Annotated in this window: 25 protein-coding genes and 2 pseudogenes; 15 read left to right on the top strand and 12 right to left on the bottom strand. The window is 64.0% G+C overall.

What is annotated here, in order from left to right; genetic code table 11:
- Positions 1 to 192 precede the first annotated feature (192 nt).
- A complete protein-coding gene (locus ACLQI9_RS17745; RefSeq protein WP_442391980.1) occupies positions 193 to 2,661 on the bottom strand; it encodes a sulfatase-like hydrolase/transferase in 2,469 nt (822 codons plus the stop codon).
- Entirely contained in the window at positions 2,639 to 2,887 is a 249-nt protein-coding gene (locus ACLQI9_RS17740; RefSeq protein WP_442391977.1) for a hypothetical protein, read from the bottom strand. Before ACLQI9_RS17740 ends, ACLQI9_RS17745 begins: the two co-directional genes overlap by 23 nt.
- Before the next feature lie 214 nt (positions 2,888 to 3,101).
- Between ACLQI9_RS17740 and ACLQI9_RS17735 the strand changes: the two genes are divergently transcribed.
- The 5 genes from ACLQI9_RS17735 to ACLQI9_RS17715 all read left to right on the top strand — a co-directional run bounded on the left by ACLQI9_RS17735 (position 3,102) and on the right by ACLQI9_RS17715 (position 8,456).
- Positions 3,102 to 4,610, top strand: a complete 1,509-nt coding sequence (locus ACLQI9_RS17735) for an ABC transporter substrate-binding protein (RefSeq protein WP_442391976.1) — start codon at positions 3,102 to 3,104, stop codon at positions 4,608 to 4,610.
- Positions 4,611 to 5,561, top strand: a complete 951-nt coding sequence (locus tag ACLQI9_RS17730; protein ID WP_442377173.1) for an ABC transporter permease — start codon at positions 4,611 to 4,613, stop codon at positions 5,559 to 5,561.
- Positions 5,558 to 6,433: an ABC transporter permease gene (locus ACLQI9_RS17725; RefSeq protein WP_442377175.1), complete on the top strand. Its 876-nt coding sequence runs from the start codon at positions 5,558 to 5,560 to the stop codon at positions 6,431 to 6,433. The genes ACLQI9_RS17730 and ACLQI9_RS17725 overlap by 4 nt, the downstream gene beginning before the upstream one ends.
- Entirely contained in the window at positions 6,430 to 8,058 is a 1,629-nt protein-coding gene (locus tag ACLQI9_RS17720) for a dipeptide ABC transporter ATP-binding protein (RefSeq protein WP_442391975.1), read from the top strand. Before ACLQI9_RS17725 ends, ACLQI9_RS17720 begins: the two co-directional genes overlap by 4 nt.
- Before the next feature lie 131 nt (positions 8,059 to 8,189).
- Positions 8,190 to 8,456: a hypothetical protein gene (locus tag ACLQI9_RS17715; RefSeq protein ID WP_442391974.1), complete on the top strand. Its 267-nt coding sequence runs from the start codon at positions 8,190 to 8,192 to the stop codon at positions 8,454 to 8,456.
- Here the strand turns inward: ACLQI9_RS17715 and ACLQI9_RS17710 are convergent.
- Positions 8,453 to 8,875, bottom strand: a complete 423-nt coding sequence (locus ACLQI9_RS17710) for a hypothetical protein (RefSeq protein WP_442377181.1) — start codon at positions 8,873 to 8,875, stop codon at positions 8,453 to 8,455. The two genes, ACLQI9_RS17715 and ACLQI9_RS17710, sit on opposite strands and share 4 nt — an antisense overlap.
- Positions 8,876 to 9,006: 131 nt before the next feature.
- Here ACLQI9_RS17710 and ACLQI9_RS17705 point away from each other — a divergent pair, with 131 nt between their 5' ends.
- Genes ACLQI9_RS17705 through ACLQI9_RS17680 form a run of 6 tightly spaced genes read left to right on the top strand, consistent with a single transcriptional unit; the run spans position 9,007 to position 12,797 of the window.
- The gene (locus ACLQI9_RS17705; protein ID WP_442377183.1) at positions 9,007 to 10,023 is read left to right on the top strand and encodes a nitrilase-related carbon-nitrogen hydrolase; all 1,017 of its coding nucleotides are present in this window, start codon (positions 9,007 to 9,009) and stop codon (positions 10,021 to 10,023) included.
- Positions 10,020 to 10,406, top strand: coding sequence for a hypothetical protein (locus ACLQI9_RS17700; protein ID WP_442377185.1), 387 nt, complete (start codon positions 10,020 to 10,022; stop codon positions 10,404 to 10,406). The genes ACLQI9_RS17705 and ACLQI9_RS17700 overlap by 4 nt, the downstream gene beginning before the upstream one ends.
- A 20-nt stretch (positions 10,407 to 10,426) precedes the next feature.
- Entirely contained in the window at positions 10,427 to 10,819 is a 393-nt protein-coding gene (locus ACLQI9_RS17695) for a hypothetical protein (protein ID WP_442391973.1), read from the top strand.
- A gap of 17 nt (positions 10,820 to 10,836) precedes the next feature.
- Positions 10,837 to 11,568: a hypothetical protein gene (locus ACLQI9_RS17690; protein WP_442377188.1), complete on the top strand. Its 732-nt coding sequence runs from the start codon at positions 10,837 to 10,839 to the stop codon at positions 11,566 to 11,568.
- A gap of 12 nt (positions 11,569 to 11,580) precedes the next feature.
- Positions 11,581 to 12,258, top strand: coding sequence for a hypothetical protein (locus tag ACLQI9_RS17685; protein ID WP_442377190.1), 678 nt, complete (start codon positions 11,581 to 11,583; stop codon positions 12,256 to 12,258).
- A 14-nt stretch (positions 12,259 to 12,272) separates the two neighbouring features.
- The gene (locus ACLQI9_RS17680) at positions 12,273 to 12,797 is read left to right on the top strand and encodes a carbonic anhydrase (protein ID WP_442377192.1); all 525 of its coding nucleotides are present in this window, start codon (positions 12,273 to 12,275) and stop codon (positions 12,795 to 12,797) included.
- A gap of 470 nt (positions 12,798 to 13,267) precedes the next feature.
- Here the strand turns inward: ACLQI9_RS17680 and ACLQI9_RS17675 are convergent, their stop codons facing one another.
- The 4 genes from ACLQI9_RS17675 to ACLQI9_RS17660 all read right to left on the bottom strand — a co-directional run bounded on the left by ACLQI9_RS17675 (position 13,268) and on the right by ACLQI9_RS17660 (position 16,519).
- Positions 13,268 to 13,975 (bottom strand): Type 1 glutamine amidotransferase-like domain-containing protein, encoded by a 708-nt coding sequence (locus ACLQI9_RS17675; RefSeq protein ID WP_442391972.1) that lies wholly within the window; start codon positions 13,973 to 13,975, stop codon positions 13,268 to 13,270.
- Between the two features lie 9 nt (positions 13,976 to 13,984).
- Positions 13,985 to 14,197: a hypothetical protein gene (locus ACLQI9_RS17670; protein ID WP_442382699.1), complete on the bottom strand. Its 213-nt coding sequence runs from the start codon at positions 14,195 to 14,197 to the stop codon at positions 13,985 to 13,987.
- Positions 14,198 to 14,516: 319 nt separating this feature from the next.
- The gene (locus ACLQI9_RS17665; protein WP_442382698.1) at positions 14,517 to 15,623 is read right to left on the bottom strand and encodes a PDR/VanB family oxidoreductase; all 1,107 of its coding nucleotides are present in this window, start codon (positions 15,621 to 15,623) and stop codon (positions 14,517 to 14,519) included.
- Positions 15,623 to 16,519, bottom strand: coding sequence for a metal-dependent hydrolase (locus ACLQI9_RS17660; protein WP_442382701.1), 897 nt, complete (start codon positions 16,517 to 16,519; stop codon positions 15,623 to 15,625). The genes ACLQI9_RS17665 and ACLQI9_RS17660 overlap by 1 nt, the downstream gene beginning before the upstream one ends.
- 117 nt (positions 16,520 to 16,636) lie before the next feature.
- On the opposite strand from ACLQI9_RS17660, the pseudogene ACLQI9_RS17655 reads away from it, so the two are divergent.
- Positions 16,637 to 16,784: pseudogene (locus tag ACLQI9_RS17655) on the top strand (glycerol acyltransferase); the annotation flags it as partial.
- Between the two features lie 17 nt (positions 16,785 to 16,801).
- Positions 16,802 to 16,981 carry a hypothetical protein gene (locus ACLQI9_RS17650; RefSeq protein WP_442382697.1) on the top strand — a complete coding sequence of 60 codons (180 nt, stop codon included), beginning with the start codon at positions 16,802 to 16,804 and terminating at the stop codon, positions 16,979 to 16,981.
- Here the strand turns inward: ACLQI9_RS17650 and ACLQI9_RS17645 are convergent, their stop codons facing one another.
- Positions 16,982 to 17,968 carry a L,D-transpeptidase gene (locus ACLQI9_RS17645; protein WP_442382696.1) on the bottom strand — a complete coding sequence of 329 codons (987 nt, stop codon included), beginning with the start codon at positions 17,966 to 17,968 and terminating at the stop codon, positions 16,982 to 16,984.
- Between the two features lie 416 nt (positions 17,969 to 18,384).
- Between ACLQI9_RS17645 and ACLQI9_RS17640 the strand changes: the two genes are divergently transcribed.
- Both ACLQI9_RS17640 and ACLQI9_RS17635 read left to right on the top strand, forming a co-directional pair.
- Complete coding sequence (locus ACLQI9_RS17640; protein WP_442382695.1) at positions 18,385 to 19,620, top strand: IS256 family transposase; 1,236 nt, start codon at positions 18,385 to 18,387, stop codon at positions 19,618 to 19,620.
- 142 nt (positions 19,621 to 19,762) lie between these two features.
- Positions 19,763 to 20,290 carry a nitroreductase/quinone reductase family protein gene (locus ACLQI9_RS17635; protein WP_442382694.1) on the top strand — a complete coding sequence of 176 codons (528 nt, stop codon included), beginning with the start codon at positions 19,763 to 19,765 and terminating at the stop codon, positions 20,288 to 20,290.
- A 187-nt stretch (positions 20,291 to 20,477) separates the two neighbouring features.
- Here ACLQI9_RS17635 and ACLQI9_RS17630 read toward each other — a convergent pair whose 3' ends face one another.
- The 4 genes and pseudogenes from ACLQI9_RS17630 to ACLQI9_RS17615 form a co-directional block, all read right to left on the bottom strand.
- On the bottom strand, positions 20,478 to 20,921 hold the full coding sequence (locus ACLQI9_RS17630; RefSeq protein WP_442382693.1) for a hypothetical protein: 444 nt from the start codon (positions 20,919 to 20,921) through the stop codon (positions 20,478 to 20,480).
- Positions 20,922 to 21,466: 545 nt separating this feature from the next.
- Positions 21,467 to 21,634: pseudogene (locus ACLQI9_RS17625) on the bottom strand (1,4-beta-xylanase); the annotation flags it as partial.
- Between the two features lie 72 nt (positions 21,635 to 21,706).
- A complete protein-coding gene (locus ACLQI9_RS17620; protein ID WP_442391971.1) occupies positions 21,707 to 22,441 on the bottom strand; it encodes an enoyl-CoA hydratase-related protein in 735 nt (244 codons plus the stop codon).
- Positions 22,438 to 24,021 (bottom strand): FAD-binding oxidoreductase, encoded by a 1,584-nt coding sequence (locus ACLQI9_RS17615; protein ID WP_442377440.1) that lies wholly within the window; start codon positions 24,019 to 24,021, stop codon positions 22,438 to 22,440. Before ACLQI9_RS17615 ends, ACLQI9_RS17620 begins: the two co-directional genes overlap by 4 nt.
- Positions 24,022 to 24,225 lie beyond the last annotated feature (204 nt).

Genomic DNA, 24,225 nt, shown 5'->3' with positions numbered 1-24,225 from the left:
TGGCGGCCCGCACCGCGGCGACGGCATCGTCATCCCCGCCAAAGTCGACGCGGACGGCGTTGCGGCCGAACGCGAACAGCAGCAGCTCCAGCGGTTCGCCCTATGGGCACGTGACCGAGGCGACGCGTGACCATGGCCGACGGAGCCACTGCAGCGCGTACTAATTCAGCCCACGTTGGCGTGCGCCTAACGCTATTGCCGCGCCATGGCAAGGTTGAACCGTTCTTCCGGCGTGATCAGGTGGTCGTGGCTGTCGTCGCCGATATCGAGCTGCACCCACTCGATCTCACCGGTGAAGCGGTTACCTGTCGGGCCGTAGTCCGGTGATGCCGGCGACCCGCTGTCGGAACCGACGTCGCACGCCTCGTCCGCCGAGTATCCCATGGGAATGGTCTGCTCGACGCGGCCGGTGCCAACGGCTTTGCCGTCGTAGTACAGCGTGACGTCACCGCCCTTGGCCAGCCCGCGGCCGTCGTACTTGAACTCCATCCGCACTTGATGTTTGCCCTTCGGGATCGCCTTCTTCGCGCTAGTGATGTAGTGCTCAATCCCGAAGAAGTTGAAGCAGTACTTGAGCTTTCCCTCATGCGCGTACAGCGACCAGCCGCCGACGCTGCCGCCCTGGGTGATGATCACGCCGTTAGCACCGGATTCGGGCACCACGACGTTGGCCGTCACCGAGTACGACTTGTTCTTCAGCGTGAGCACACAGTTTTCGCTAACCCGCATCCCATCGAAGAGCAACTGGGTGTTGCCGCGAATCAGCTGCGGCCGCCCGGCGATGTCGGCGTTGATGCGTTCAAAGCCACGGTCGTCAAGGGGCACGACGTTGTACTTGACCGCCTCGATAAGCCAAAGGCGCTGCAGCTCAGCAAGTTTCTTGGGGTTTTCCTTCGCGAGGTCATGCGCCTGTGTCCAGTCATCGGGTCCGTACAGCTCCCACGTGTCGTCGTCGAAGGGCGGCGGAGTATCGGCCTTCCACGGCGTCCGGTGCTTGGTAACCGCCGTCCAGCCCTGGTGGTAGATACCGCGATTGCCGAACATCTCGAAGTATTGGACGTCGTGCGTCTCGGGTGTAGCGCCGTCGCGCAGCATCGGCAGCATGCTGACACCCTCCAGCGGAGCCTGCGCAATGCCATTCACGAACAGGGGCGCGGGCAGCCCCGCCGCCTCCAGAATCGTTGGTGCCACGTCGATGACGTGGTGGAATTGGTTACGGATTTTGCCCTTGTCCGTCAAGCCGTTTGGCCAATGCACGATCGTCCCGTTGCGGGTGCCGCCCCAGTGCGACGCCACCTGCTTGGTCCACTGATAAGGCGCGCACAGCGCGTGCGCCCAGCCGACCGCGTAGTGGTTGTAGGCCTTCGGGGTGCCGAAATCATCGATCTTGGATAGCAGGAACTCGGTGGTCTCGATGCCCGGCATACCGTTCAACGTCGTCATCTCGTTGAAGCAGCCGTTCAGCGTGCCCTCGGCCGAGGCTCCGTTGTCACCGATGATGTAATAGATCAACGTGTCGCCCAGCACTCCTAGATCATTAATGGCGTCGATGAGGCGCCCCACTTCGTGGTCGGTCTGCTCGAGAAAGCCCGCGTAGAGCTCCATCTGACGCGAAAGAACCGGCTTGAGATCCGACGGCATGTCATCCCAGCCGGGGATCTCGTCGTGCCGTTTAGTCAGTTCCGCGTCCTTGGGCACCACTCCTAGCTTCTTCTGCTTGGCAAGCGTCTTCTCCCGAAGCGCATCCCAGCCGTCGTCGAACTTGCCCTTGTACTTGTCCGACCACACCTTGGGCACGTGGTGCGGAGCATGCGTGGCGCCCGGCGCGAAGTACATGAAGAACGGCTTGTCTGGTGTCAGCGCCTTCTGCTGGCGCACCCAGGTGATGGCGCGGTTCGCCAGATCCTCGGTGAGCGTGTAGCCGTCATCTGGCGACTTGGGCGGCTCGATCGCCGTGGTGCCTTCGTACAACCCGGGGTAGTACTGGTTGGCTTCACCGCCGACAAACCCGTAGAAGTACTCGAAACCCGAACCGGTGGGCCATTGGTGGAAGGGGCCGACCGGGGAGACCTCCCAGACCGGCACCTCGTGGCACTTGCCGAACTGGCCCGTCGAATAGCCGTTGAGCCGCAGCGTCTCCGCGATCGGCGCCTTGTCCTTGGGCCGGATGCTGCTGTTTCCCGGCGCCGAGGTGGCCATCTCGGTGATCGCCCCCATGCCCACCGAGTGGTGGTTACGTCCGGTCAGCAACGCCTGTCGGGTAGGGGAACACAGAGCGGTGGTGTGAAAGCGGTTGAGTTTCAACCCATTCGCCGCCAGCCGCTCGGCCACCGGTGTATTGCACGCGCCCCCGAAGGCCGATGAGGCGCCGAAGCCGACGTCGTCAATGAGGATGATCAGCACGTTCGGGGCGCGAGCAGGCGGCCGAAGCATCGTGATCGGCGGGTACTTGGTGTTCGGGTCCTTGGCGTCGTAGGTGGTGAGGCCGACGTGCTTTGGGTCGGGAATCGGTAGGTGCTCGCGCGCGACGGTCGGCGTGGCTTGCGACTCTGCGACCGGTGACAGTGCGGCCTTCGGGGCTGCTGACTGCTTAGCGTTCGCCTTCTTGACGGGCTTAGCGTTCGCCTTCTTGACGGGCTTAGCGGTCGCCTTCTTGGCCATTGCGGCCTTCGACGTTTTGGCCATGATCGTTCTCCCTCGGAAGTCTCTGTCGATGAGGATTCACTGCCGTGCCGTGGCGACTCGTGCTTGTGACTCCTTCATCTGGGTCGGTCGCGGTCGGTCCCCACGTGTTGACGCTTGTCTCGTCGTAGTCGAGCAAGCTGATGATGTCGTATAGCTGCTCTCCAGCGTGCTCGATGGTCCATTCCCGATCGGCGTCGGACATGGTGTGACCCTATCGGCGAAGCGCCCTCCGACACTCGGGCATCGACTACGACAGCCTGCAGCTCGCGCCGACCTCGACCGTGCGCGGCTGGGAGCGACTGCGCGTCGTCTTGGCGTGAGTTAGGCGTCGGGAAATCGGCCGAACGTGCCGATCGGCAATGGAAGAGCGCCCGCGGCTTATACGGTGACGTTGCCAATCCGACGCGGGAGCCCCAATGAGACGAGACGCGCTCGTGCTCGCTGTGGTCGTCGTGCTCATCCTCAGCGGCTGTTCCACCGGTCAACGGGTGGACCTGGGGGACGCCGCATCGGGAACCCTCGTTGCGGCGATAGCGGGCGAGCCCGACCAACTTGACCCGCAAAAGACCAGCGCCCACTTTGCGTTCGAGATACTCGAGAACGTCTTCGACACGCTCGTCGAGCCGGACGAAAACCTCGAGATGCGCCCTGCACTTGCCAAGTCCTGGGACATCAGCGACGACCAGCTCAACTGGACCTTCCACCTCCGCACCGGCGTCACATTCCAAGACGGCAGCCCATTCTCGGCAAACGACGTCGTGTACTCATACCGGCGCATCATCGACCAACAACTCGCCCCCGCCTACCGCTTCAACGCCGTCACCGATATCAGCGCGCCTGACCCCGCGACCGTCGTGATCAGGGTCAAGCAGCCCACGCCCAATCTGCTGGTCGACATCGGCGGGTTCAAGGGAATGGCCATCGTGGAACGGAAAAACGTCGAGAGCGGCGCCATTGCCACCCACCCGATCGGCACCGGGCCGTTCGCGTTCAAGAGTGCGACAAGCGGTGATTCCGTCTCGCTGGTCGCCAACAAGAACTACTGGGGACCTGCTCCGGTGGTCTCGGGTGTGACATTCCGCTTCATCCCTGAAGCATCGACCGCGCTGTCTGCACTGCAGGCCGGCGAAATCGACTGGACGGATTCCGTTCCCACTCAACGCGTCGATGAACTGAGGGGCGACGACTCGATCACACTCGGGGTGACGCCGAGCAACGACTACTGGTACCAAGCACTGAACGAGGCGCGCAAACCGTGGAACGACGTGCGGGTGCGCCAAGCGATCGCCTACGGAATCGACCGGCAGGCGATAGTGCAGGCCACAAGTTACGGCACCGCGGTAGCGAATCAGCTGGCGATCCCGAAAGGTAACCCCTGGTACGTCGACTACCAGCGCTACTCACGCAACCTGGAGACCGCGAAAACGCTGCTCGGTCAGGCCGGGGTAAAGGACCTGACAATGGATCTGCTGGCGACGAGTGACTATCCAGAGACAGTGACGGCAGCCCAGATCGTCACGGACAACCTTGCGCCGCTTGGCATCACGGTGAAGATCCGCACCGTCGACTTCGCCACCTGGCTCGACGAGCAGAACAACGGGCACTTCGACATGCTCATGATGGGCTGGCTCGGCAACATCGATCCCAATGACTTCTACTACGCGCAACACCACACCGGGGGCAAGAGCAACGCCCAGAAATTCTCCAACCCGCAAGTCGACGCCCTGCTCGATGCGGGCCGCATCGAAACCAACCGGGAGAAGCGCTTGGACGATTACACGAAGGCCGCGACGATCATCGCCGACCAGGTGAGCTACCTCTACTTGTACAACCCTTCAGTGATCCAGGCCTGGAACAAACGTCTATCGGGATATGACGTGCGCCGCGACGGGGCCGTCCGATTCGGCACAGCGAAGTTGAACTGAGTGAGGGTCTTTCGCTTCCTGGCGCGCAGGCTGCTGTATTCCCTTGTCGTACTTTTGGGGGTGCTTGTCGTGGTCTTCGCTTTGGTGCATCTGGTGCCGGGCGATCCGGTCCGCATCGCGCTGGGCACCCGCTACTCCCCAGAGGCCTACCAGGCGCTGAGGTCGGCGAGTGGGCTGGACCGCCCGATCGTCGAGCAGTTCGTCGGCTACGTCGGCTCAGCACTGAGCGGCAACCTCGGCGTGAGCTTTCGCAATGGCGAACCCGTGACGGTGACCCTGCTCGACCGGCTGCCGGCCACGCTGTCGCTCGCAGCGGCTGCGATTGTCATCGGTTTGCTGATCTCGGTGCCTGCCGGGACCTGGGCGGCACTTCATCAGGGCCGGGCCTCGGACGCGATCGTGCGGGTCGCGACCCAGTTCGGCGTTTCCATCCCCGACTTCTGGATGGGCATCCTGCTCATCGAGCTGTTCGCGACGACGCTGCGCTGGCTGCCCACCTCGGGTTATGCGCCGCTGATCGGAGACCCGACGGGGTGGCTCCGCCATGTCACCCTGCCTGGCTCCACTGTCGGGCTCGTCGCTGCGGCGATCATGACTCGCTACATCCGCTCCGCCGTGCTCGACGTCGCCTCGATGGGCTATGTGCACACAGCGCGGTCGAAAGGGTTGCCACCCAGGGTGGTGACAATTCGGCACATCCTGCGCAACGCGCTGATCCCAGTGTTGACGATCACCGGGATCCAGCTCGCGACGATCCTCGGTGGCGTCATCGTCGTCGAGGTGGTTTTCGCCTGGCCGGGCCTGGGCCGGCTGGTCTATACCGCAGTGGCAGCCAGGGATTACTCACTGATCCAGGGTGCGGTGCTACTCATCGCCACGCTGTTTCTCCTCATCAACCTGATCGTCGACGTACTCTATTCGGTTGCTGACCCGAGGATCCGGCTGTCATGACCGTCGACACCTACGACCGGCGCGCGTCGTGGCGGCTGGCGCTGCGCAACCCGCTGACCCTGATCAGCGCGGTCATTCTCGCTGTCATTGTCCTGGCCGCGCTCACCGCCGACAGGATCGCGCCGTACGGCGTCAACAAGATCGATGTGCCGAATGCGCTGCAACCGCCCAGCGGCGCACACCTTTTCGGCACTGACGAACTCGGCCGCGACATCTTCTCGCGAGTTCTGGTTGGGACGCACGCCTCGCTCGAGGTCGCGGCGGCCAGCGTGACGTTCGCCTTCTTCGTGGGTGTGACGCTCGGCGCTGTCGCCGGTTATCGGGGAGGTTGGCTCGACACGGTGTTGATGCGCGTCATCGACGTCATGTTCGCGTTCCCGGTGCTCTTGCTCGCCCTGGCCATCGTGGCGGTGCTCAGCCCAGGCTCGACGACCACCATCCTTGCGATCGGAATCGTCTACACGCCGATATTCGCCAGGGTGGCACGCGCCAGCACGCTGAGCGTGCGCATCGAACCATTCGTGGCGGTCTCGCGCACGCTCGGAACGGGAAACGTTCTCATCCTCCGGCGTCACATCCTGCCGAACATCGCCAGTCCCGTGATTGTGCAGACCTCGCTGTCGCTGGCGTTCGCGATCCTGTCGGAGGCGGCGTTGTCGTTTTTGGGGCTCGGCCTCCAGCCGCCCGAGCCGTCCTGGGGGCGGATGCTTTTCGACGCGCAAGGCTTCGTGCATCTGGCGTGGTGGATGAGCGTGTTCCCCGGATTGGCGATATTCGTGACAGCGCTGGCGTTCAACTTGCTGGGCGACGGACTACGCGACGTACTCGACCCGAAGCAGCGCACACTGCTCGATGCACGAAGGAAGCGATGAGGAAAGTAGCGCTGTCCACCCGCGATCTGCGAGTCCGTATCGGCGCACGCGAGATCCTGCGCGGCATCTCTCTCGAAGTGGAGCACGGGCAGACCCTCGGCATCGTCGGCGAGTCCGGATCGGGAAAGTCGATGACCGTGCTGGCCGCGACCGGCTTGCTGGATGCTCCGGGAGCCGGGGTGACCGGATCGAGTGTGCTTATGGGCGAAGCCGGTTCTGCGCCTGTCCAACTCGTGGGTGCGTCGGGGCGCGTGCTTCGCACTGTCCACGGCGGCCGGATCGGGTTCGTGTTCCAGGATCCGGGGACATCATTGAACCCACTGCTCACGTTGGAGCGACAGATCTCCGAGTCGCTCGAAGCCCACCGCGGACTCACCCGACGGTCAGCGCGGGCACGGGCGCTGGAGCTGCTGGATGCAGTCGGTTTGCCCGACTCCGCGGACCGCCTGAACAACTACCCGCATCAGCTTTCCGGTGGACAGCGACAACGGGTCATGATCGCGATCGCGTTGGCGTGCGACCCGGAACTACTGATCGCCGACGAGCCGACGACGGCGCTGGACGTGACGACGCAAGCTCAGATCATCGAGCTGGTCAGGCAGCTACAGCGCGACTTCGGGGCCGCGGTGGTTTGGGTGAGCCATGACCTGGGGGTGATCGGTCAGGTTGCCGATAGCGTGACGGTGCTGCACAACGGCGAAGCGGTGGAGCAGGCACCGGTTCTCGATGTGTTCGATCGCCCGCAGCACCCGTTCACTCGTGAGCTGCTCGAGGCGAGTCCGCGCATCGACGGCGATGTTGCTCCGCCTCATGAGGACTCGCCGGTGCTGCTGAAGGTCAGCGGACTCGACGTGCGGTATTCGGTTACCGGGCCGGTCGGCAGCACGGTCGTCCATGCCGTCAGAGATCTGTCGTTTGAGATCCGACGCGCAACGACGCTGGGCCTGGTGGGCGAATCGAGCTCGGGAAAATCGACGGTCGCGGCGGCGCTGACCGGCCTGGTCAAGCCCCACGCCGGCACCGCGTCACTGGCCGGCACCGACGTGTTCACGGTCCGGCGCGCCGACGAGAGGGCGCTGCGCAGACGTATCAGCCTGGTGATGCAAGACCCGTTCGCGTCGCTCGACCCACGCGCGCGAGTCGGGGCTGCCGTCGACGAACCGCTCTACGTTCATCAGCTCGCGAAGGGGAAACGCCAACGGCGAGAGCGCGTGGCAGAGCTGCTCGAGCTGGTCGGTCTGCCAGCCGATTTCGCGTCGCGATATCCCCATGAGCTTTCTGGCGGCCAACGCCAACGTGTGAGCATCGCACGAGCACTCGCGGTGCAACCGGAATTGCTCATCCTCGATGAATCGACTGCCTCGCTTGATGTTTCGGCGCAGGCGAACATCTTGGATCTGCTTTCACAATTGCAGCTCGACCACAATCTCACCTACTTGTTCATCACACACAATCTCGCCGTGGTGCGACGGATGAGCCACGACGTCATGGTCATGCGGGTGGGCGCCGTCGTTGAATACCGGCCCGCCGCGGAACTCTTCGCGGCGCCTGAACAGGACTACACCCGTGCCCTGCTGGCCGCAGTGCCCCCCGCGCGACCCAGGGCCTCCGCAGACCCCCGCTGACCTCGGTGGGAGGTACAGGATCGAACCTGTGTAGGCGTTAGCCGACGGATTTCTATAAGAACGTCCTACGCCCCGCCCTGGCGGCGGTAGGGCTGCCCGCGAGCACGCCGGTCAGGACGCTAGACGACGGCATGCTGGTGCCAGCGGTCGAAGGCGTGCGACTCCACGACCTCCGGCATACGTTCGCGACGCTCCAGCTGTCAGCCGGGGTGCACTTCATGCAGGTGTCGAAATGGTTGGGGCACAGTACGTTCACCCCGACGCTCGACGTCTACGGCGACTGGATCCCCGAGCAGGACGGCGGCGCGGCGAACACCCTGCCGGAGCCAACCGCGCCCGCGACGCCAACCGAGGCGGCTACGAACGTTGTAAAGCATTTTGGCCGGCATACAACTTAGGTGCTGGGCGAATCGTCCTCGTCCTCCCCTTCGTCTTCGCGCCTGATCGCCCGAAGGAAGACAAGGTGTTTGTCGCCGAGTTCCGTTAGGCGCAAATAGGTATTGGTGTCGTTCACCGGCCGCCGCTTTGTTCCGAGGTCAATCAACCCTAGTGCCCGGTATTGGATCTGCACCTTATGCCAGCCGTCGTCGTATATCGAGTAGTTCCGACTTGACCACGGGCGAATCGTGTCCCATTCTTCGTCGGGCATCAGAAGCGCGAAGTGGAGCGCCACTTGGTCTCGGACATCGGTCTCGGCAGCCTCATCGATCATGAGCGGGTCAATTTCGGCGAACAAGTCGTCCCATTTAGTCACCGCGTTTTCATACCGAGCCGTTTGCCAAGAACGGTCGTGGTAACCGCGGATCGTGACGCTCATCTCAAGTTGGTCGCTTCCCTGGCCAGGGCGGGCACCGGGTACACATAACCCGCCCCGGCCACGACTCCCGCTAACGGCCTTTAGGCATCACACTGTTCGTATCGCGCAAGCCATAACGAGAGGTCGGTGCTATGACCACTGTCCGAGCTGCGGCGGTTCAACTGAGCCCAGTGCTTTACAGCCGCGACGGCACCGTCGAGCGTGTTGTCGCCAAGATCGACGAACTAGCGACGCGGGGAGTGCAAATCGCGACCTTTCCGGAGACTGTTGTTCCCTACTACCCGTATTTTTCGTTTGTACAGCGCCCTTACGAGATGCTCGCCGAGCAAGTGCGGCTGATGGGACAGGCAGTCACCGTGCCGTCGCCGGCGACGCAGGCGATCAGCGACGCCGCAAGCCGCGCCGAAATGGTGGTCTCAATCGGCGTGAACGAACGTGACGGCGGCTCACTGTTTAACACCCAACTGCTTTTCGACGCCGACGGAACGTTGGTCCAGCGTCGCCGCAAGATCACCCCGACGTATCACGAACGGATAATTTGGGGCCAGGGCGATGGCAGCGGGCTTCAAGCCGTGGACAGCGCGGTGGGTCGCATCGGCCAGTTGGCCTGTTGGGAGCACTACAACCCGTTGGCCCGGTACGCGTTGATCGCCGACGGCGAGCAGATCCATTCCGCGATGTTTCCGGGATCGATTTTCGGCGATCTGTTTGCTCGACAGACCGAAGTTCAGGTGCGCAATCACGCCCTCGAGTCGGCTGTTTTCGTGGTTGTTGCAACCGCCTGGCTCGATCCCGATCAGCAGGGGCAGATCATGGCGGACACCGGTTGTCCGGTGGGACCGATCTCGGGTGGCTGCTTCACCGCGATCATCACACCGCACGGCGAAATGCTCGGTGAGCCCTTGCGTTCCGGTGAAGGCGAGGTGATCGGGGACCTGGACTTCGCGTTGATTGACAAACGCAAGGCCTTCATGGACTCGACCGGACACTACAGTCGGCCCGAATTGCTAAGCCTGCTCATCGATCGCACGCCCAGCGGCCATGTCCATAAGCGGTTTCCGAGTTCGCCGGTTGTCGGCGAAGTCGAGGAGAGCACAATGCTACTCACCGATCCGCGGGAAATCCCATTCGAGGGAGGCGTCGTATGACCTACATGGGAAAGCCCTACTACCCGTTGTGGTTGGACAACCTGGCCGCCGACGCCACCTTGGAGGCCGCGGCGATGGATGGCACCGCGCGCGGCGCCGGAGATGTCCGGTCCATCTTGGTTACCGCCCGCGAACAGTATGAGCACCAGGAGTTCAACTACGCCGGCCCCTGCGGCGAGAACGGTTTCCTCGAGGACTATTCGAGCTCGGTTCGCGGCATGCCCACCCACGTTGTCGTGCTGGTCACGTTCAACGCCGACGGGCAGACCCAGCACGTCGTGGTGAATCACCGGCCACGCAGCGCGATGCTGCAGTTCTCCCGGTTGATGCTCGAAACATTCTCCGGCACTCCACATGCGAAGCACTGGGAAGGCACCCCATAAGGGGCGACGGGAGGGGCGACATGGCATCGACCTATCTGGGAAAGCCCTATTACCCAACGTGGCTTGACAACCTCGCCGACGACGTAACCGGGGAGGGGCCGGCGTGGGACGGCGCCATCCAAGGCGCGGCGGCCGTCCATGAAATCGTGGTCGCCGCCAAAGAGATATACGAGTTCCAAGAGTTCCACTACGCAGGCCCCTGCGGGGACAACAGTTTCCTCGAGGACTACACCGCAGCGGTCCGCGGTGTGCCCCTCTACGTCATAGTTCTGGTCGTCTTCAATGCTGCCGGTAAGGCCCAACGCCTTGTGGTGAATCACCGGCCGCGCAGCTCCGTGCTGGTGCTGTCCCGCGCGATGCTCGAAAGGTTCGCCGGCACACCCCTTGCCAAACATTGGGAAGGCACACTGTAAGGAGCGAGGAGCGGGAAATGAGCGATCTACTCGAGGTCGCCGTCGCTGCTCACGGCGGCCTGGCCAGGTGGAACGGCATCACATCGATCGAGGTCGCCGCGTCCATCACCGGGGCGACCTGGTTCGTCAAAGGCAAGGGTGATGCGCTTAAGAACGTCCGCTTCGAGGTTGACACCACCCGGGAGCGGCTGACGATGGACTTCGTCGGTCAGGACAAGCGTTCGATCTTCGAGCCCTCCCGCGTCGTGATTCAGCGTGGTGACGGCGCGTTCATCGACTCGCGCGACGACCCGGAGAGGTCGTTTGACGGTCACGTGGTCGCCACCCCATGGGACGACATTCACGTCGCCTATTTCAGCGGCGAGGCGCTGTGGGCGTATCTGACCACACCGTTCCTCTACACCTGGCCCGGATTCGTCACCGAAGAGATCACCCCGATCCAGGTCGGCGGTGAAACGTGGCGGCGGCTGACGGTGACATTTCCCGACCACATCAAAACCCATACCCGCGAGCAGATCTCGTGCTTTGGCCCAGACGGGCTGCTGCGTCGCCAGGACTACACCGTCGATATCCTGGGCGGCGCACCCGGACTGAACTACGCCGCCGATTATCGGGAAGTAGACGGGGTTATCATCCCCACCACGCGGCGGATTTACGCGTGGGAGGGTGACTACCAGCTTGTCCCGGAACCGCTGCTGATCGCCATCGACATGGGTGAGATCACCATCCGCCGAACAGCCGGCCTGTGAGAGGAGCACACCATGGCCCACAGTGAATCCAAACCGCAGCAGTCCGTAGGTGCCGTGGCTGACATGCTTGGTGCATCAGGAAGCTACAGCAACAGTGCGATTACGGCGTTGCACGCCAAAGAACCCCTTCCCGCCTCCAAGGAGGAACAGATACTGGCCGCCAAAATATCGCGCGCGATGTCCTCGGGGCCTCTCCATATCACCCGAGACGCCACGGTTGCGGAGATGGATGCGCAAGGCAATGTCGTAGTGCTTCGTCAGGGAACCAACCAGTGGGTCTGTTTCCCAGGTGATGAGAACAAAATCGGCAACGTGCCCATGTGCGCGGATCCCATGGGCCTGCAGTGGATGAGAGACATCATGACCGGCAAGCCGGCTCCGACGAATACCGCCCCAGGGATCATCTACATGCTTTGCGGTGCAACACAACACAGCAACACCGATCCCTTCGACAAAACAAGTCCTGCCATTCCCATCGGCCCGCACTGGATGATCATGTGGCCCTACGATGCGGCGCGCGACGGCCTCCCAAACACCGTACGAGATGCGGGCGCATGGGTGATGTTCGACCGAACGCCGTATGCCTATCTGCATATCTGCGGGACCCCGTGGGACGGAAACGAATACGTGCGGGGCCAAGTACCCATCTGGACGATGAGATACGGCAGCCCGAATGAACCCGCACCCTGAAAGGCGACTCAGATATGACCATCTACACACCTGAGCTCGTCCAACGGAACGCTACGTTCGCCGCCAGCGGAGCATTCAAGGGTCTTCCCTTCCCGACGAACCCGGCACTGCGGGTGATCGGGTGTGTCGACTCTCGGGTTGACCCCAGCGATGTGCTAGGACTCAAGCTCGGTGAGGCAGTCGTCATGCGCAACGTCGGCGGCCGAGTTACCCCCGAAGCTCTGCGCTCGTGGGCACTGCTTGGCCGCCTCGGCGCTGGTCAGCCGGCCAGCGGGGGACACTTGGCGATCCTGCACCACACGGACTGCGGGATCCGTCGCCTGGCCAGCTACCCCGAGCAGTTGGCCGCTTTCTTCGAGATCCCTGCGGCAGATCTCGGTAGCAAAGCTGTGGAAGACCCGTACGCGTCCGTGAGGATCGATGTCGACATAGCGCGGCATAGGCTGCCGGGCCTGCTCGTATCAGGCCTGGTCTATGACGTGGACACAGGCCTCATCGAGGTCGTTGTCCCAGCCACCACGGAGCAACGGCGTGTGTGAAGAGTCGGCCACCGCCGAGAACCTATGCGCCGCCCAGATACTCCCGCTCGCGCAGTTTCGCATACGCAGAGATGGAATCCTCCTCCGGCGTCGAACGCCACACCAACAGCCGCAGCGTGCCAGCCGTCGAGGGCATGTCAACAAGCACGGCGGTTCCGCGTGTGGACGGCGTCCACACCTTCTCGCATGGACACGTTAGGGGGCGTTAGCTAACACCACCCTAGTCCGGCTCACCCCGGCGTCACCCCGGCGTCCGGGGACGATTTGCGGCCGTACCGAGGCCGTACCGGAACCGTACTGGTAACGGCCAGATCCATTGTCTTGCAGGCGATTTAATGCCTCGGAGCGAACTATTTGGCCTGGTCACCGACGTGCTGAAAAGGGACTCATAATCCGTTGGTCGCGGGTTCGAGCCCCGCCCGTCCCGCCCTCAAAGGCCGTTCAGCGGTTTTACAGGCCGGCCGAACCAGTCAGTTGCCCTTTTCGGCGCACAACAGTGAGTGCGTGACGCGAGTGCCCTCGAAACGGAATTCGTGCGCGGGACGCCGCAGAGGCTCGATGGTGGTATCCGCGTGCACGATGACTCCGCCACCGGAGGGGATTCCGAGCCCGGTGGCCGCTCCCTCCAGCAAATGAATCGTACGCGACAGCCGCGCCCACTCGGCTCGCTCGTCATGCGTGTCGATGACCACGGGGACGAGCTTGAACACATCGAGCAACTCGATCGCGGGGGCTTCCGGTGTCTCGACGATTCCATAGCGTCCGAGCTGGACCGCGCCGGCTGAAATGCCCACCAGGACCGCCCCTTGAGCGTGCCGGCCCAGGATCACATCCTTCATGCCGGTTTTCTCGAACGTGTTCCAGCCAAGACGCACATCGCCGCCCGCGAGGACGATCAACTGGGCACGCTCCAGGAAGGCGCGGTCGTCTGGTCCGAACGACGAATCGATCATGCGACGGTCGGTGATTCCAATCGCATCCACCGCCGCCTCGAAGATCCCGTAGAACTCCGGACGATCCCCATTGGAGGCACCGATGTAGGCCGCGCTGAGTGGTGTGTCCCGAGCCAATCCATCGAGGGCTGCCTCGAGGAGCAGTCGGTCCTGCCGCTTCCAGAACAGCAGCTGACTGTCCGCCAGCAGATAGAGCGGTTGGAGTTGTGGCGCCGTCTCAGTCACCGCACACCGTCAGACGCCAGCCCGCTCGCGTGACCCGAATTCGCTCGCCTGCCTCCAGGGTCTCGAAAGTCTCGCGCCATTCTCTTGTTCGACGGTTGTCGGGTCGGTCGCGGTCGGTCCCCCTATCTTGACGCTTGTCTCGTCGTAGTCAAGCAAGCTGATGATGTCGTATAGCTGCTCTCCAGCGTGCTCGATGGTCCATTCCTGATCGGCGTCAGACATGGTGTCACCCTATCGGCGAAGAGCTCTCCGACACTCCTCGGCGTGTCGACGTGCGTGGCTCGGGCATTAGCTAACACGGCCCGGCGCATCTCACCCCGGCGTCACCCCGGCACACGGAGGCGATTTGTAGCCGTACTCGAGTCGGTGAGTGCCATATCTTGGAGACGTCCCTGGGCGTCGCGGACGATTTCGACGCCGTCGTCGCAATCCCATAGTGCGAGCGAGTAACCGAAGTTGTAGCCGGTCCGGTAGCGAATTCCGGTGGCTTCCCGTCCCGCTGGTCGATCTTCTTAGATGGCGCGCGCCCGAGGCGTGACACCTACAGATCGAGCGTGAGCCGTTCGCCCTCGGGCGCCCGCGATATGCACACCAGCATCGTCCCGGCGCGTCGCTCGGGATCGGTGAGCAGCGTGTCACGGTGGTCGACGTCGCCGCCGAGAACCCCTGTCCGGCAGGTCCCGCAGAACCCCTGCTGGCAGGAGTAGGGTGCCTGAACGCCGGACCGCTGCAACGCCGAGAGCAGCGTCTCGTCGGCACCGACGTCCACGACCTCGCCCGTGGACGCGATGCACACCGAGAACTCCTTGCCGTCCACCACCGGCGGCGCGGCGAACCGTTCGAAATGCAACTCGACGTTGTCGCGGCCGGCCAGTCGACCGCGGATCGCCGTCAGCATCGGCGCGGGCCCGCACGCGTAAACGGCGGTGCCGTCGGCGCATTCGCCCAGCAGGTCGTCGGCGGTGGGCAGGCCATGCACGTCGTCGGTGCGGATCTCTACATGCTCGCCGTACTGTCCGACCTCGTCGACGAACGGCAGGCTGTCCGCGTTGCGCCCGACGTAGACCATCGACCAGTCGATGCCAAGCCGCTGCGCCTGTCGAAGCATCGGGAGGATCGGCGTGATCCCGATCCCGCCCGCGATGAACCGGAAACGGCGCGTGGGGGATCCGTAGCCGGGCACCGACAGCGGAAACGCGTTACGGGGTCCTCCGGTGGTGACCATCGCACCCACCGTCAGGCCGTCGTGCACCTCGATGGACCCCCCGCCGCCATCGGGTATGCGCCGCACCGCGATTCGATACGAGTCGCGCACTGCAGGATCACCGTTCAGCGAGTACTGCCGGACGCGGCCGCTGGGCAGGTGAATGTCGATGTGCGCGCCCGGAAACCACGACGGCAGCGGTTGGCCGTCCGCGGCGGCCAGGGCCAGCGCCACCACGTTCTCGTGGTGGGCCACCACCTGTCGGTCCACCACGCGAAGCACATGTGTGTGGTCGCGTTCCGCCACCTGCGGCGGGCGCCGGAGCGACGACGTGAGCCCCCAGACGCCCGACACGACAACCTTCGCGAGTCCCAGAAGTGGGTCATGGCGGGACCGGCCCGAGGCGCTGGGCGGGACGTCGGCGATCCGCGGAAACTGTGCCATCAGAGATGAGCGGCACGCGCGGCCGGCGAACTGGCCAGATAGGCCACCGCCTGGGCCGTCGACCCCATCTTCTCGGGCGTGAATCCGGGCCGAAGGTAGTCAAGGGTGTTGGAGCCGAAGAGCTTTCGGTAGCGCGGGAGGAGCCGCTTCTTCGAGTCCAGGTAGCGCAGCCGGTTAAATGCCAACCACCCGAAGTCCACCTCCGGATCGGTCTTCACTAGGTACCAAGCGACGCGCTGGAACATGACGAACATGAACGTGGAAGCCATCAGCATCGCGCTGACACGGTCCAGATAGCTATTGCTGAAGTAGGTCGCGACGTCGTGCGCGACGTTGCGGTGTTCGACCTCCTCCGCGGCATGCCAGCGAAACAGATCCACGAAGGTGGGATCTGCGTCGAAGTCGTCCCAGGCGCTGTTCAGCGCGAAGTCCCCGAGCACGGCCGTGTAGTGCTCGAGCGCGGCGATGAACCACAGCCGGTCACACAGCTGGTTGCGCCGCCGCCTCGGGTTCGTCGACATCGACGGGCCGAGCACCTTGGAGAACGAGTACTCGATCTGATCAAGGATCGGCTTCGGATCGAAGCCTCGCTCCTCCATGAACTCGTGCAGCGCCTGCTCGTGCACGTCGGCGTGAATGGCCTCCTGGCCCATGAAGCCACGCATGTTCTCTGCGAGCTTCGGGTCCTTGACCAACGGCAGTACCTCGTTGTACACGGCGACGAACCAGCGCTCCGCCGCAGGCAGCACCACGTTGAGGATCCCGACCATGTCCGACGCGACCGGATGGCCGGGAATCCAGTGCAGCGGGCTGTCCGAGAAGTCGAAGTGGACCTTGCGAGGCTGGATCTGTATCGGGCCGGGGTCGACCTCGTGCTCGAATCGTTGCGGTCGCAGCGTGGCGGCCTCCTCCCAGAGGGCTCACAACCGATCTTACGTAGGGGGTTGCGGCGGGGCGCGCGGCTGACACTAAGCATTGGTTTCGTTTGCCCGGCTGGTGTCATAATCTTCGGCGTGGCCGGACTCGGCGATGTCGTGGATTGGGCGCGACAACAGGTAGCCTCGCGCGTTCCGAAGGCCGATCTCGACCAGCGCGACCCCGATTACATCCGCGATCAGTTTGCCGGGCCTGTGGTTGCTGGCGTCGGTGTACTTCCGCGCCGCGTCGGCGCCCGACTCTTGAATGCGCGCAACTTGCTGTTCTGGGCGCAGATGCTGTTGTCGCGTAACGTCGGGGACGACAACGAGCGGGCCCTGACCATGCTCGAGCGGGCGTGTGCCATCGCCCGCGAGCTGGGCAGCGCCGCGATCGTCAGGGACGCAACGAATCTCATCACCACCACCCAGGCTGCGGTCTAGTTAGCTCTGCCAGTCGCTGGAGCCGTCGTTCTTGGTGTAGGTGCCGGTGGAGTTCTTCACGATGATGGGATCACCGGCGCCGAAGTTGTCGAAGAACCACCTTGCGTTGGTGGGGCTGATGTTGATGCAGCCGTGACTGACGTCGCGCTTACCCTGGTCATCCACAGACCATGGAGCGCTGTGTATGAAGTTGCCGCTGTTGTCGAACCGGACGGCTAGGTCGACCGTCACCTTGTACCCGTACGTCGAGTTGACCGGGACCCCGTAGGTCGAGGAATCCATCACCACCGAGGGCTTCTTCTCTTGAACGTAGTAGGTGCCGTTTGCGGTTTGGTGGCCGCCGGCTGCCATACCCATCGACATCGGGATGGTCTTCTCCACGGTCCCGTTGCGGGTGACGGTCAGTTGGTGCGTGGCGTCGTCGGCCGTGGCCACCAGCGTGTCTCCCGTATGGAAGCTGGACACCGTGCCGCCCGCATCGACGGTCACCGCGGTGTGGGCGGGCCAGAAGCTCAGCGGGCGCCAGCGCAGCTGCGTGGGGGTCATCCAGTAGAACTTGCCGGGAACCGGCGGGACCGAAGAGACGTGGACGGCGCTTTCGGTTGCGCCGGCGTCATCGACTCGCCCGGGGAAGTTGATGATGATCGGCTGGGCCACACCCACCGTCGAGCCGTTGGCAGGGACGAACGTCGGCGGCCCGAATGGCGCCGTGCCGGTGAACGGTGTCGCGTCCTGCCCCGCAGCGGGGCCCGCGACAACTGGTACCGCCAGCGGGTCGGGGGCAGGCGGCAACCCAGGGGCGGGCGGCGCCGGGACCGGCCCCGCCTGCGCGTCCGCGGGTGGCGCGACAACCCCTGGATCGCCGGGAGCCGGATCCGGATCCGCCAGCGCGGGACCCGCACTCAGCACCAGCACCCAGCCCAATATCGAAGCCACTCCGGCTGCCTTCAGAGCGGCGAAGAGGCTTCCCCTCGTCGAGGCCGACATATACATCCCTCCAGTCACTTTCTGGAAACAGTGTCGCATAGCGCCCAGGCCATGCCTTTGACGGCGGTAGCCGCGTGCCCGACGCCGACGAGTACGACCGGATGGTGCGCGAAGCCAAGGCTTGAACCGTCCCCGGCACAGCGGGCGGTCGATGGGCTGCGGGAACGATGGGGCGCTACTCCGGATGGCGCAGAAGGCGATGGCGCCCGGCGGCAGTTGATGTACTTGGCTGCACAAAGACGATTGAGGCCATCGTCTTGTTCTAGCCACACTGTGCCAAAGAATCCAGAGCCCAAAGGGTGCGTCCCTTGACGTGGTGTAAGTAGCGGTTCGGCGTGTCGGCGGAGATGGAGTGGGCCATCGCGTGAGTCTCTGTGGTGAAACCGCCAAGAATCACTACCGAGAGGGATAGCGCGATGGCCCTGGATCAGTCTGCCTTGTTGGAGGTGTTGGATGCACTACGCAATGCCGATGCTACTGATCGAATCAGGCAGGCCGCGGAGACGATCTATCAGGCGTTGATCGACGCGGAGTTGACCGCGGTGATTGGCGCTGGCCTGCACGAGCGGTCAGAGTCGCGGACCAACCAGCGCAACGGATCGCGGGCGCGCACGGTCTCCACGACGGCTGGGGATTTGGAGCTGCGGATTCCCAAGCTGCGGGCCGGTTCGTTCTTTCCGGCGTTGTTGGAGCGACGCCGCCGGGTGGACCAGTGCTTGTTCGCGGTGGTGATGGAGGCCTACCTGCACGGCACCTCGACGCGCAAAGTCGATGACCTGGTCAAAGCCCTCGGGGCCGACAGCGGGATCTCCAAGAGCGAGGTCTCCCGTATCTGCGCCGACCTGGACACCGAAGTCGCCGCGTTCCGCGATCGGCCCCTGAGCGAGCAGCGGTTTCCGTACGTGTTTTTGGACGCCACCTACTGCAAGGCCCGGGTCAACCACCGGGTGGTGTCTCAAGCGGTGGTGATCGCCACCGGGGTGGCCGCCGACGGGCGCCGGGAGGTGCAGGGTTTCGAGGTCGGCGATTCCGAGGACGGCGCGTTTTGGACGGCGTTTTTGCGGTCGCTGAAGACGCGCGGCCTGTCCGGGGTGCAGCTGGTGATCTCGGATGCGCACAGCGGGCTGCGCGGGGCGATCGAGGCGATCCTGATCGGCTCATCCTGGCGACGATGTCGGGTGCATTTTCTGCGCAACGTGCTGGCCCAGGCCCCCAAGGGGTCGGCCGAGATGGTCGCCGCGGCGATCCGCACCATCTTCGCCCAACCCGACGCCGCCCACGTACGCGAACAATTGGACACCATCGCCGGCATGCTCGGCCGCCAGTTACCCAAGGTCGAATCCATGCTGCGCGACGCCGCCGGCGACATCACGGCGTTCGCCGATTTCCCTGTGCCGCACTGGAAGAAGATCTGGTCGACCAATCCGCTGGAGCGGCTCAACAAAGAGGTCAAGCGCCGCACCGATGTCGTCGGGGTCTTCCCAAATCCGGCCGCGCTGCTGCGGCTGGCCGGCTCGGTGCTCGTCGAGGCCCACGACGAATGGCAGGTCGCCGACAAACGCTACCTCTCCGAAACCACCCTGGCCCTGCTCAACAAACCCAGCGACCCACCCCAGCAGAACGTTGCAGCTCCCGCCGCGCTCACGGCATAGTTGAAACCCGCAGAGCCTCAGGCGAAACGCCCGCCCCGATTTACACCGGTCCACGGGCACAAACCGTTATGCAGGCGCACGATCTAAGGAAGCCACAATGCGAACTCGACAGTCCCGCTGCGCGGAGCGCGTATGGCGCGTTGTGATTGCGCTGCTGCCGCTAGTCTTAGCCGTCGCGGCTGTACGACGTATCCGCATCGCCGCTGGTATGCGCCGTGGCGATCAATCGGTTATCGATGCCAAGCGAGCCCGCAACAAGCGTTTCGCCAACCGATTGGTTGGTACATTGGGGCGGGCTGGACGCCGACACAGCATCTTTGCGGTCATTGACTTCATCGGCCGCCGTTCTGGACGCCGCTACACCACACCTATTCGCGTCGTGGAGCGAGCCGATGGTTTCATCGCTCCGCTAACGTACGGTCCCAGAACCAGTTGGTACGTTAACCTTCTGGCGAACCCGGGAGAGCTGCAGTGGCAGGGGCGAACTATCCCGGTGGGCAACCCGACGCTGATACCCACCAGCACCGTGGCGCGCCAATTCCCGCCACCCTCACGGTTTCTGTTGTGGCTTGACGGCACCGACCAATGCGTACGAATCGAACGCATGACCCACCACGTCGGCGGCACAGACTCGACTATCGAATCACAGTACGATCATCCCAGGCACTAACGCTCGCAGTTTCGTTCCGACGCGACCTGCCCCACTAGGTCCTCCGGCAAACACGTTGCGGTAACCGCCACCCTCACGGCATAGTGTCACACACAGAGCCTCATGTGAATCGCCCGGCCATTTACACCACGCCACGGGGCGCTACGAGCCCAAACACTGGAACTGCTGATACGGCACGGCTACTACTTCACTTCGGAATGATCGCGGCAGCGACAGTCAAGAGCTCTTTTTGAGGAGCCGTCGTCTTTTGGGTGCATGCGGGCAGAGCCTCAACAGCCGCCCTTAACTCATCCTTGTTCTGAACCGAGAACCTGGAACGGAACGACGCCGAACGCAAACGTGTTACAGCAACTTGCTTTTCGTGCAGCGTTGCGAGGACGACCCCGTCCATTTGCGATCGATCGGCTATTGCGCTTTGCCCCTCGCTCATCGCCAGGGCGGCTGCGTCAGGATGGTACTTGGCGATGGCCTCCAACAGTTCCTTCCGTACCCAGGCCAGTTGCTCGCCCCGCTCACCGGGCGGTACTTTCGGTCGGTCATAGGCGACCACCGTGGCGTTAGCGCGAGCTGCACCTTCCAGCACCATCCAACCGAACTCTGCTTTCGAGCACTTAATTCCTAAGACCTTCATTGGTCACTCCCGCTTGCCGAATTTGCCACCGGCCATTTTGCGCGTCGATGCGGGATTAGCTGTTGTGCGACACGCGGTCGGGCGTGTTGCGCGCGGGGGTTAATTCGGCCCTCGTTACCCCGGCGTCACCGCGGCGATCGCGGACAATTTTGCAGCCGCATCGCACACGTACCGCAACCGTGCTGGCAGCGACCGAAATCGCTGTCTCGCAGCCGTTTTACTGTTCTCTAGGAAACGGTTTCGTGTGCTCGCCGACGCGCTGGCTCGGGACTCCTAATCCGTTGGTCGCGAGTTCGAGCCCTGCCCGCCCCACCAAAAGACTGTATAACCTCGGCTGATGCTTGACGTTTTGGCTTCGGTTGATGCCTGACAGTGTTTCGGCTGATTGTTGACAGTTATTTTGGCTGATGCTTGACCTCCCAGGATGAGGGAGTTGAGCGTGGCTGAGCAGAGGTATCAGGCCGTAATGGCGGTCATCGCCGACGGATTGTCGGTATCGCAGGTCGCCGAAAAGATAGGGGCGAAAACCACGTGCGCAGAGCGCCTTAGAGCCTGCTCAGCTTGCTAATCGTTTGAATTTCAGTGTCCCGGTAGGGCTTTCCATCGGGTTGGAGCAGGTCTTGAAACCAGGGCTTCGGAACCATCGTGTACGGATGATCCCATGAGTCCCAGGGCAGGTAGGTCTGGGACTTCCCGGCCACCAAACCCCAATTGACTGGCCACCAGGGTCGGCGTCCTTGCAGCTCGGGGGTTCGGCGCGTGTTACCCGCGCCGGCCGACGGGTGTCACAGCCGCAGGGTCTTCTTGATATGCTTCGCGGCTGCCCGCAGGCTGCGTCCTGCTGCCCATTTGACGAAGTCGGCGGAGAAAATAGTGGCCTCGCCAAGGCGGTGTTCGTTGGCGAACGCCTGGGTGGCACCAAGGTCGAGGGCGTCGTAGGCCGATGCCCGGTCGCTGAGCACGCATCGCCACGGATTCGCGGCGATCTGATCGGCGAGTTCGACGGCGGCGTCAAGGGCGGTGCCCGCTGGCACGACGCGGTTGACGAAGCCCATCTCACGGGCTTCGGCAACATCGAACTCGCGGCCGGCGAGCATGATGTCCAGTGCGCGGCCGAGCCCGATGATGCGCGGCAGCCGGACGGTACCGCCGTCGACCAGGGGGACGCCGTGGCGACGGTCGAAGAAGCCGAAGCGGGCGGTGGCGCCCGCGACGCGCAGGTCGCACATCGCGGCCAGTTCCATTCCGCCGGCCACGCACCAGCCTTCGATGGCGGCGATGACGGGTTTTGCGATGACGCGGCGGGTCGGGCCGAGCGGTCCATCGTCGCGCAGGTCGGGCAGCCGGTTGAGGTCGGCGCCGGAGCTGAATGCCTTCTCGTCGCCGTAGAGCACGGCGACCTTGGCGTCCGGGTCGGCCTCGAAGTCCGCGAACTGCCGATGCAGCCGCTGCGCGGTGGTGCTGTCGATCGCGTTGCGCACCTGTGGCCTGCCGATTCGGATGATGGTCACCGCGGTCATGAGGCTCCTTGGTCTATGAGCACGCCGGGGTTGAGGATCCCGGCGGGGTCGAGCACGGACTTTGCGGCGCGCACGGCGGCGGCGAATGGGTCGGGGCGCTGCCGGTCGTACCAGGGTCGGTGATCGCGGCCGACGGCGTGGTGATGGGTGATGGTGCCGCCATGGGTCGTGATCGCTTCGGACACAGCGGCTTTGATGTCGTCCCACTGGGCGACGATGCTGGCCCACCGGCCGCTGGCGTAGATGCCGTAGTACGGGGCGGGACCGTCGGGGTAGACGTGGGTGAACCGGCAGGTGACCACGCCCGTCCCGCAGACCGCGCCGATCGCGTGCTGCGCCGCGGCGGTCACCGCGGCGTGGAGGGTGGCGAAGTTGTCCCACGTGCAGGCGGTTTCGAAGGTTTCCACGATCATGGCGCGCCGCGCGAGGGCGTCGCGGTGATAAGGCATGCGCAGGAACGCCGAACGCCAGTTGGTGGAGGCGTCGGTGCCGGAGTCGTCGCGGTCGCGGCGCGAAATCACCCTGCCGTCATGCTCGATGGTGATTTCCAGCGCCCGGTCCAGCCAGCTGTCGACCGGGTGATCGGCCGATTCGAACGCCAGCACCAGCAGCCCACCGGACACCGTTGTTGCGGCGTTGAGGAAAGCTTCGGCTGGATCGAGAAGCCGACAGTTCGACGGATACAGGCCGGCCTGGGCGATGGCGCGCGCCGCCGCTACAGCACGCGCGAAGTCGTTGAACGCGACGGACACGGTGACCTGCCAGCGTGGCCGGTGCTGCAATCGCATCCACGCCTCGGTGATCACGCCGAGGGTTCCCTCCGATCCCAGGAACAATCGGTCCGGTGAGGGTCCGGCACCCGATCCCGGCAACCGTCGCGACTCGCTGACGCCGGCGGGGGTGACGACCCGCAGCGACTCGGTGAGATCGTCGATGTGGGTGTAGAGCGTGGCGAAGTGGCCACCCGCGCGGGTGGCCAACCAGCCGCCGAGTGTGGAGAAACCGAATGACTGTGGAAAATGCCGCAGCGTCAGAGCATGCGGGCGAAGCTGGTCCTCCAGCTTCGGTCCCAGCGCCCCGGCCTGGATGCGGGCGGCACGGCTGACGCGGTCGATCTCGAGCACCGCGTCCATGGCGGTGAGGTCCATCGTGACCGCGGGCGCGTCGAATCGCGGTTCGATCCCGCCGACGACGGAACTGCCGCCGCCATAGGGGATGACTGCAATCGCGTCTTGCGAGCACCAGTCGAGCAGGTCGATCACGTCGCGCTCGGTGCGTGGCCTCGCGACCAGATCGGGGACGTCGTCGAGGCGGCCCTGCAGGTTGCGCACGACATCGCGGAACGCTTTGCCGCGAGCATGCCCGACACGATCTTCGGGATCGGCAGAGCACAACGCGGTAAGGGAATTGGGCGCGGTGATCCGCGGCGCCGGCAAACCGAGCCGCCTCGGGTCCGGCGGTGGGTGATCGGTGAAGTCGTGGGCCGGCATCACCTGCGCCACCCGGGCGATCAACGCCTGCGTCTCCGGCTCCGAGGCCGCCTCCTCGAGCGTTCCCCAACCCCACCACGAACGCGTCATGCGTCCCTACCTATCTTGGACGTGATCGGTGTCGGTCCGGGGCTGGGATTCATACACCCGCTTTGCATATGGCTTCATCTAATCCGAAAATGAAGGTGACGTGCGTCTGGTGTGGTGCACGCGTGTGCGGTGGTGCTGTGCGGGTCACGCGGCAGGGTTGAGGGTTACCGCGTAACCGAGGGCTTCGAGTTGGCGGATGTGGTT

Origin of the sequence: Mycobacterium sp., from assembly GCF_052143115.1 — a bacterium.
Classification (GTDB): Bacteria; Actinomycetota; Actinomycetes; order Mycobacteriales; family Mycobacteriaceae; genus Mycobacterium.
This window is presented reverse-complemented; position numbering and strand designations above follow the sequence as displayed.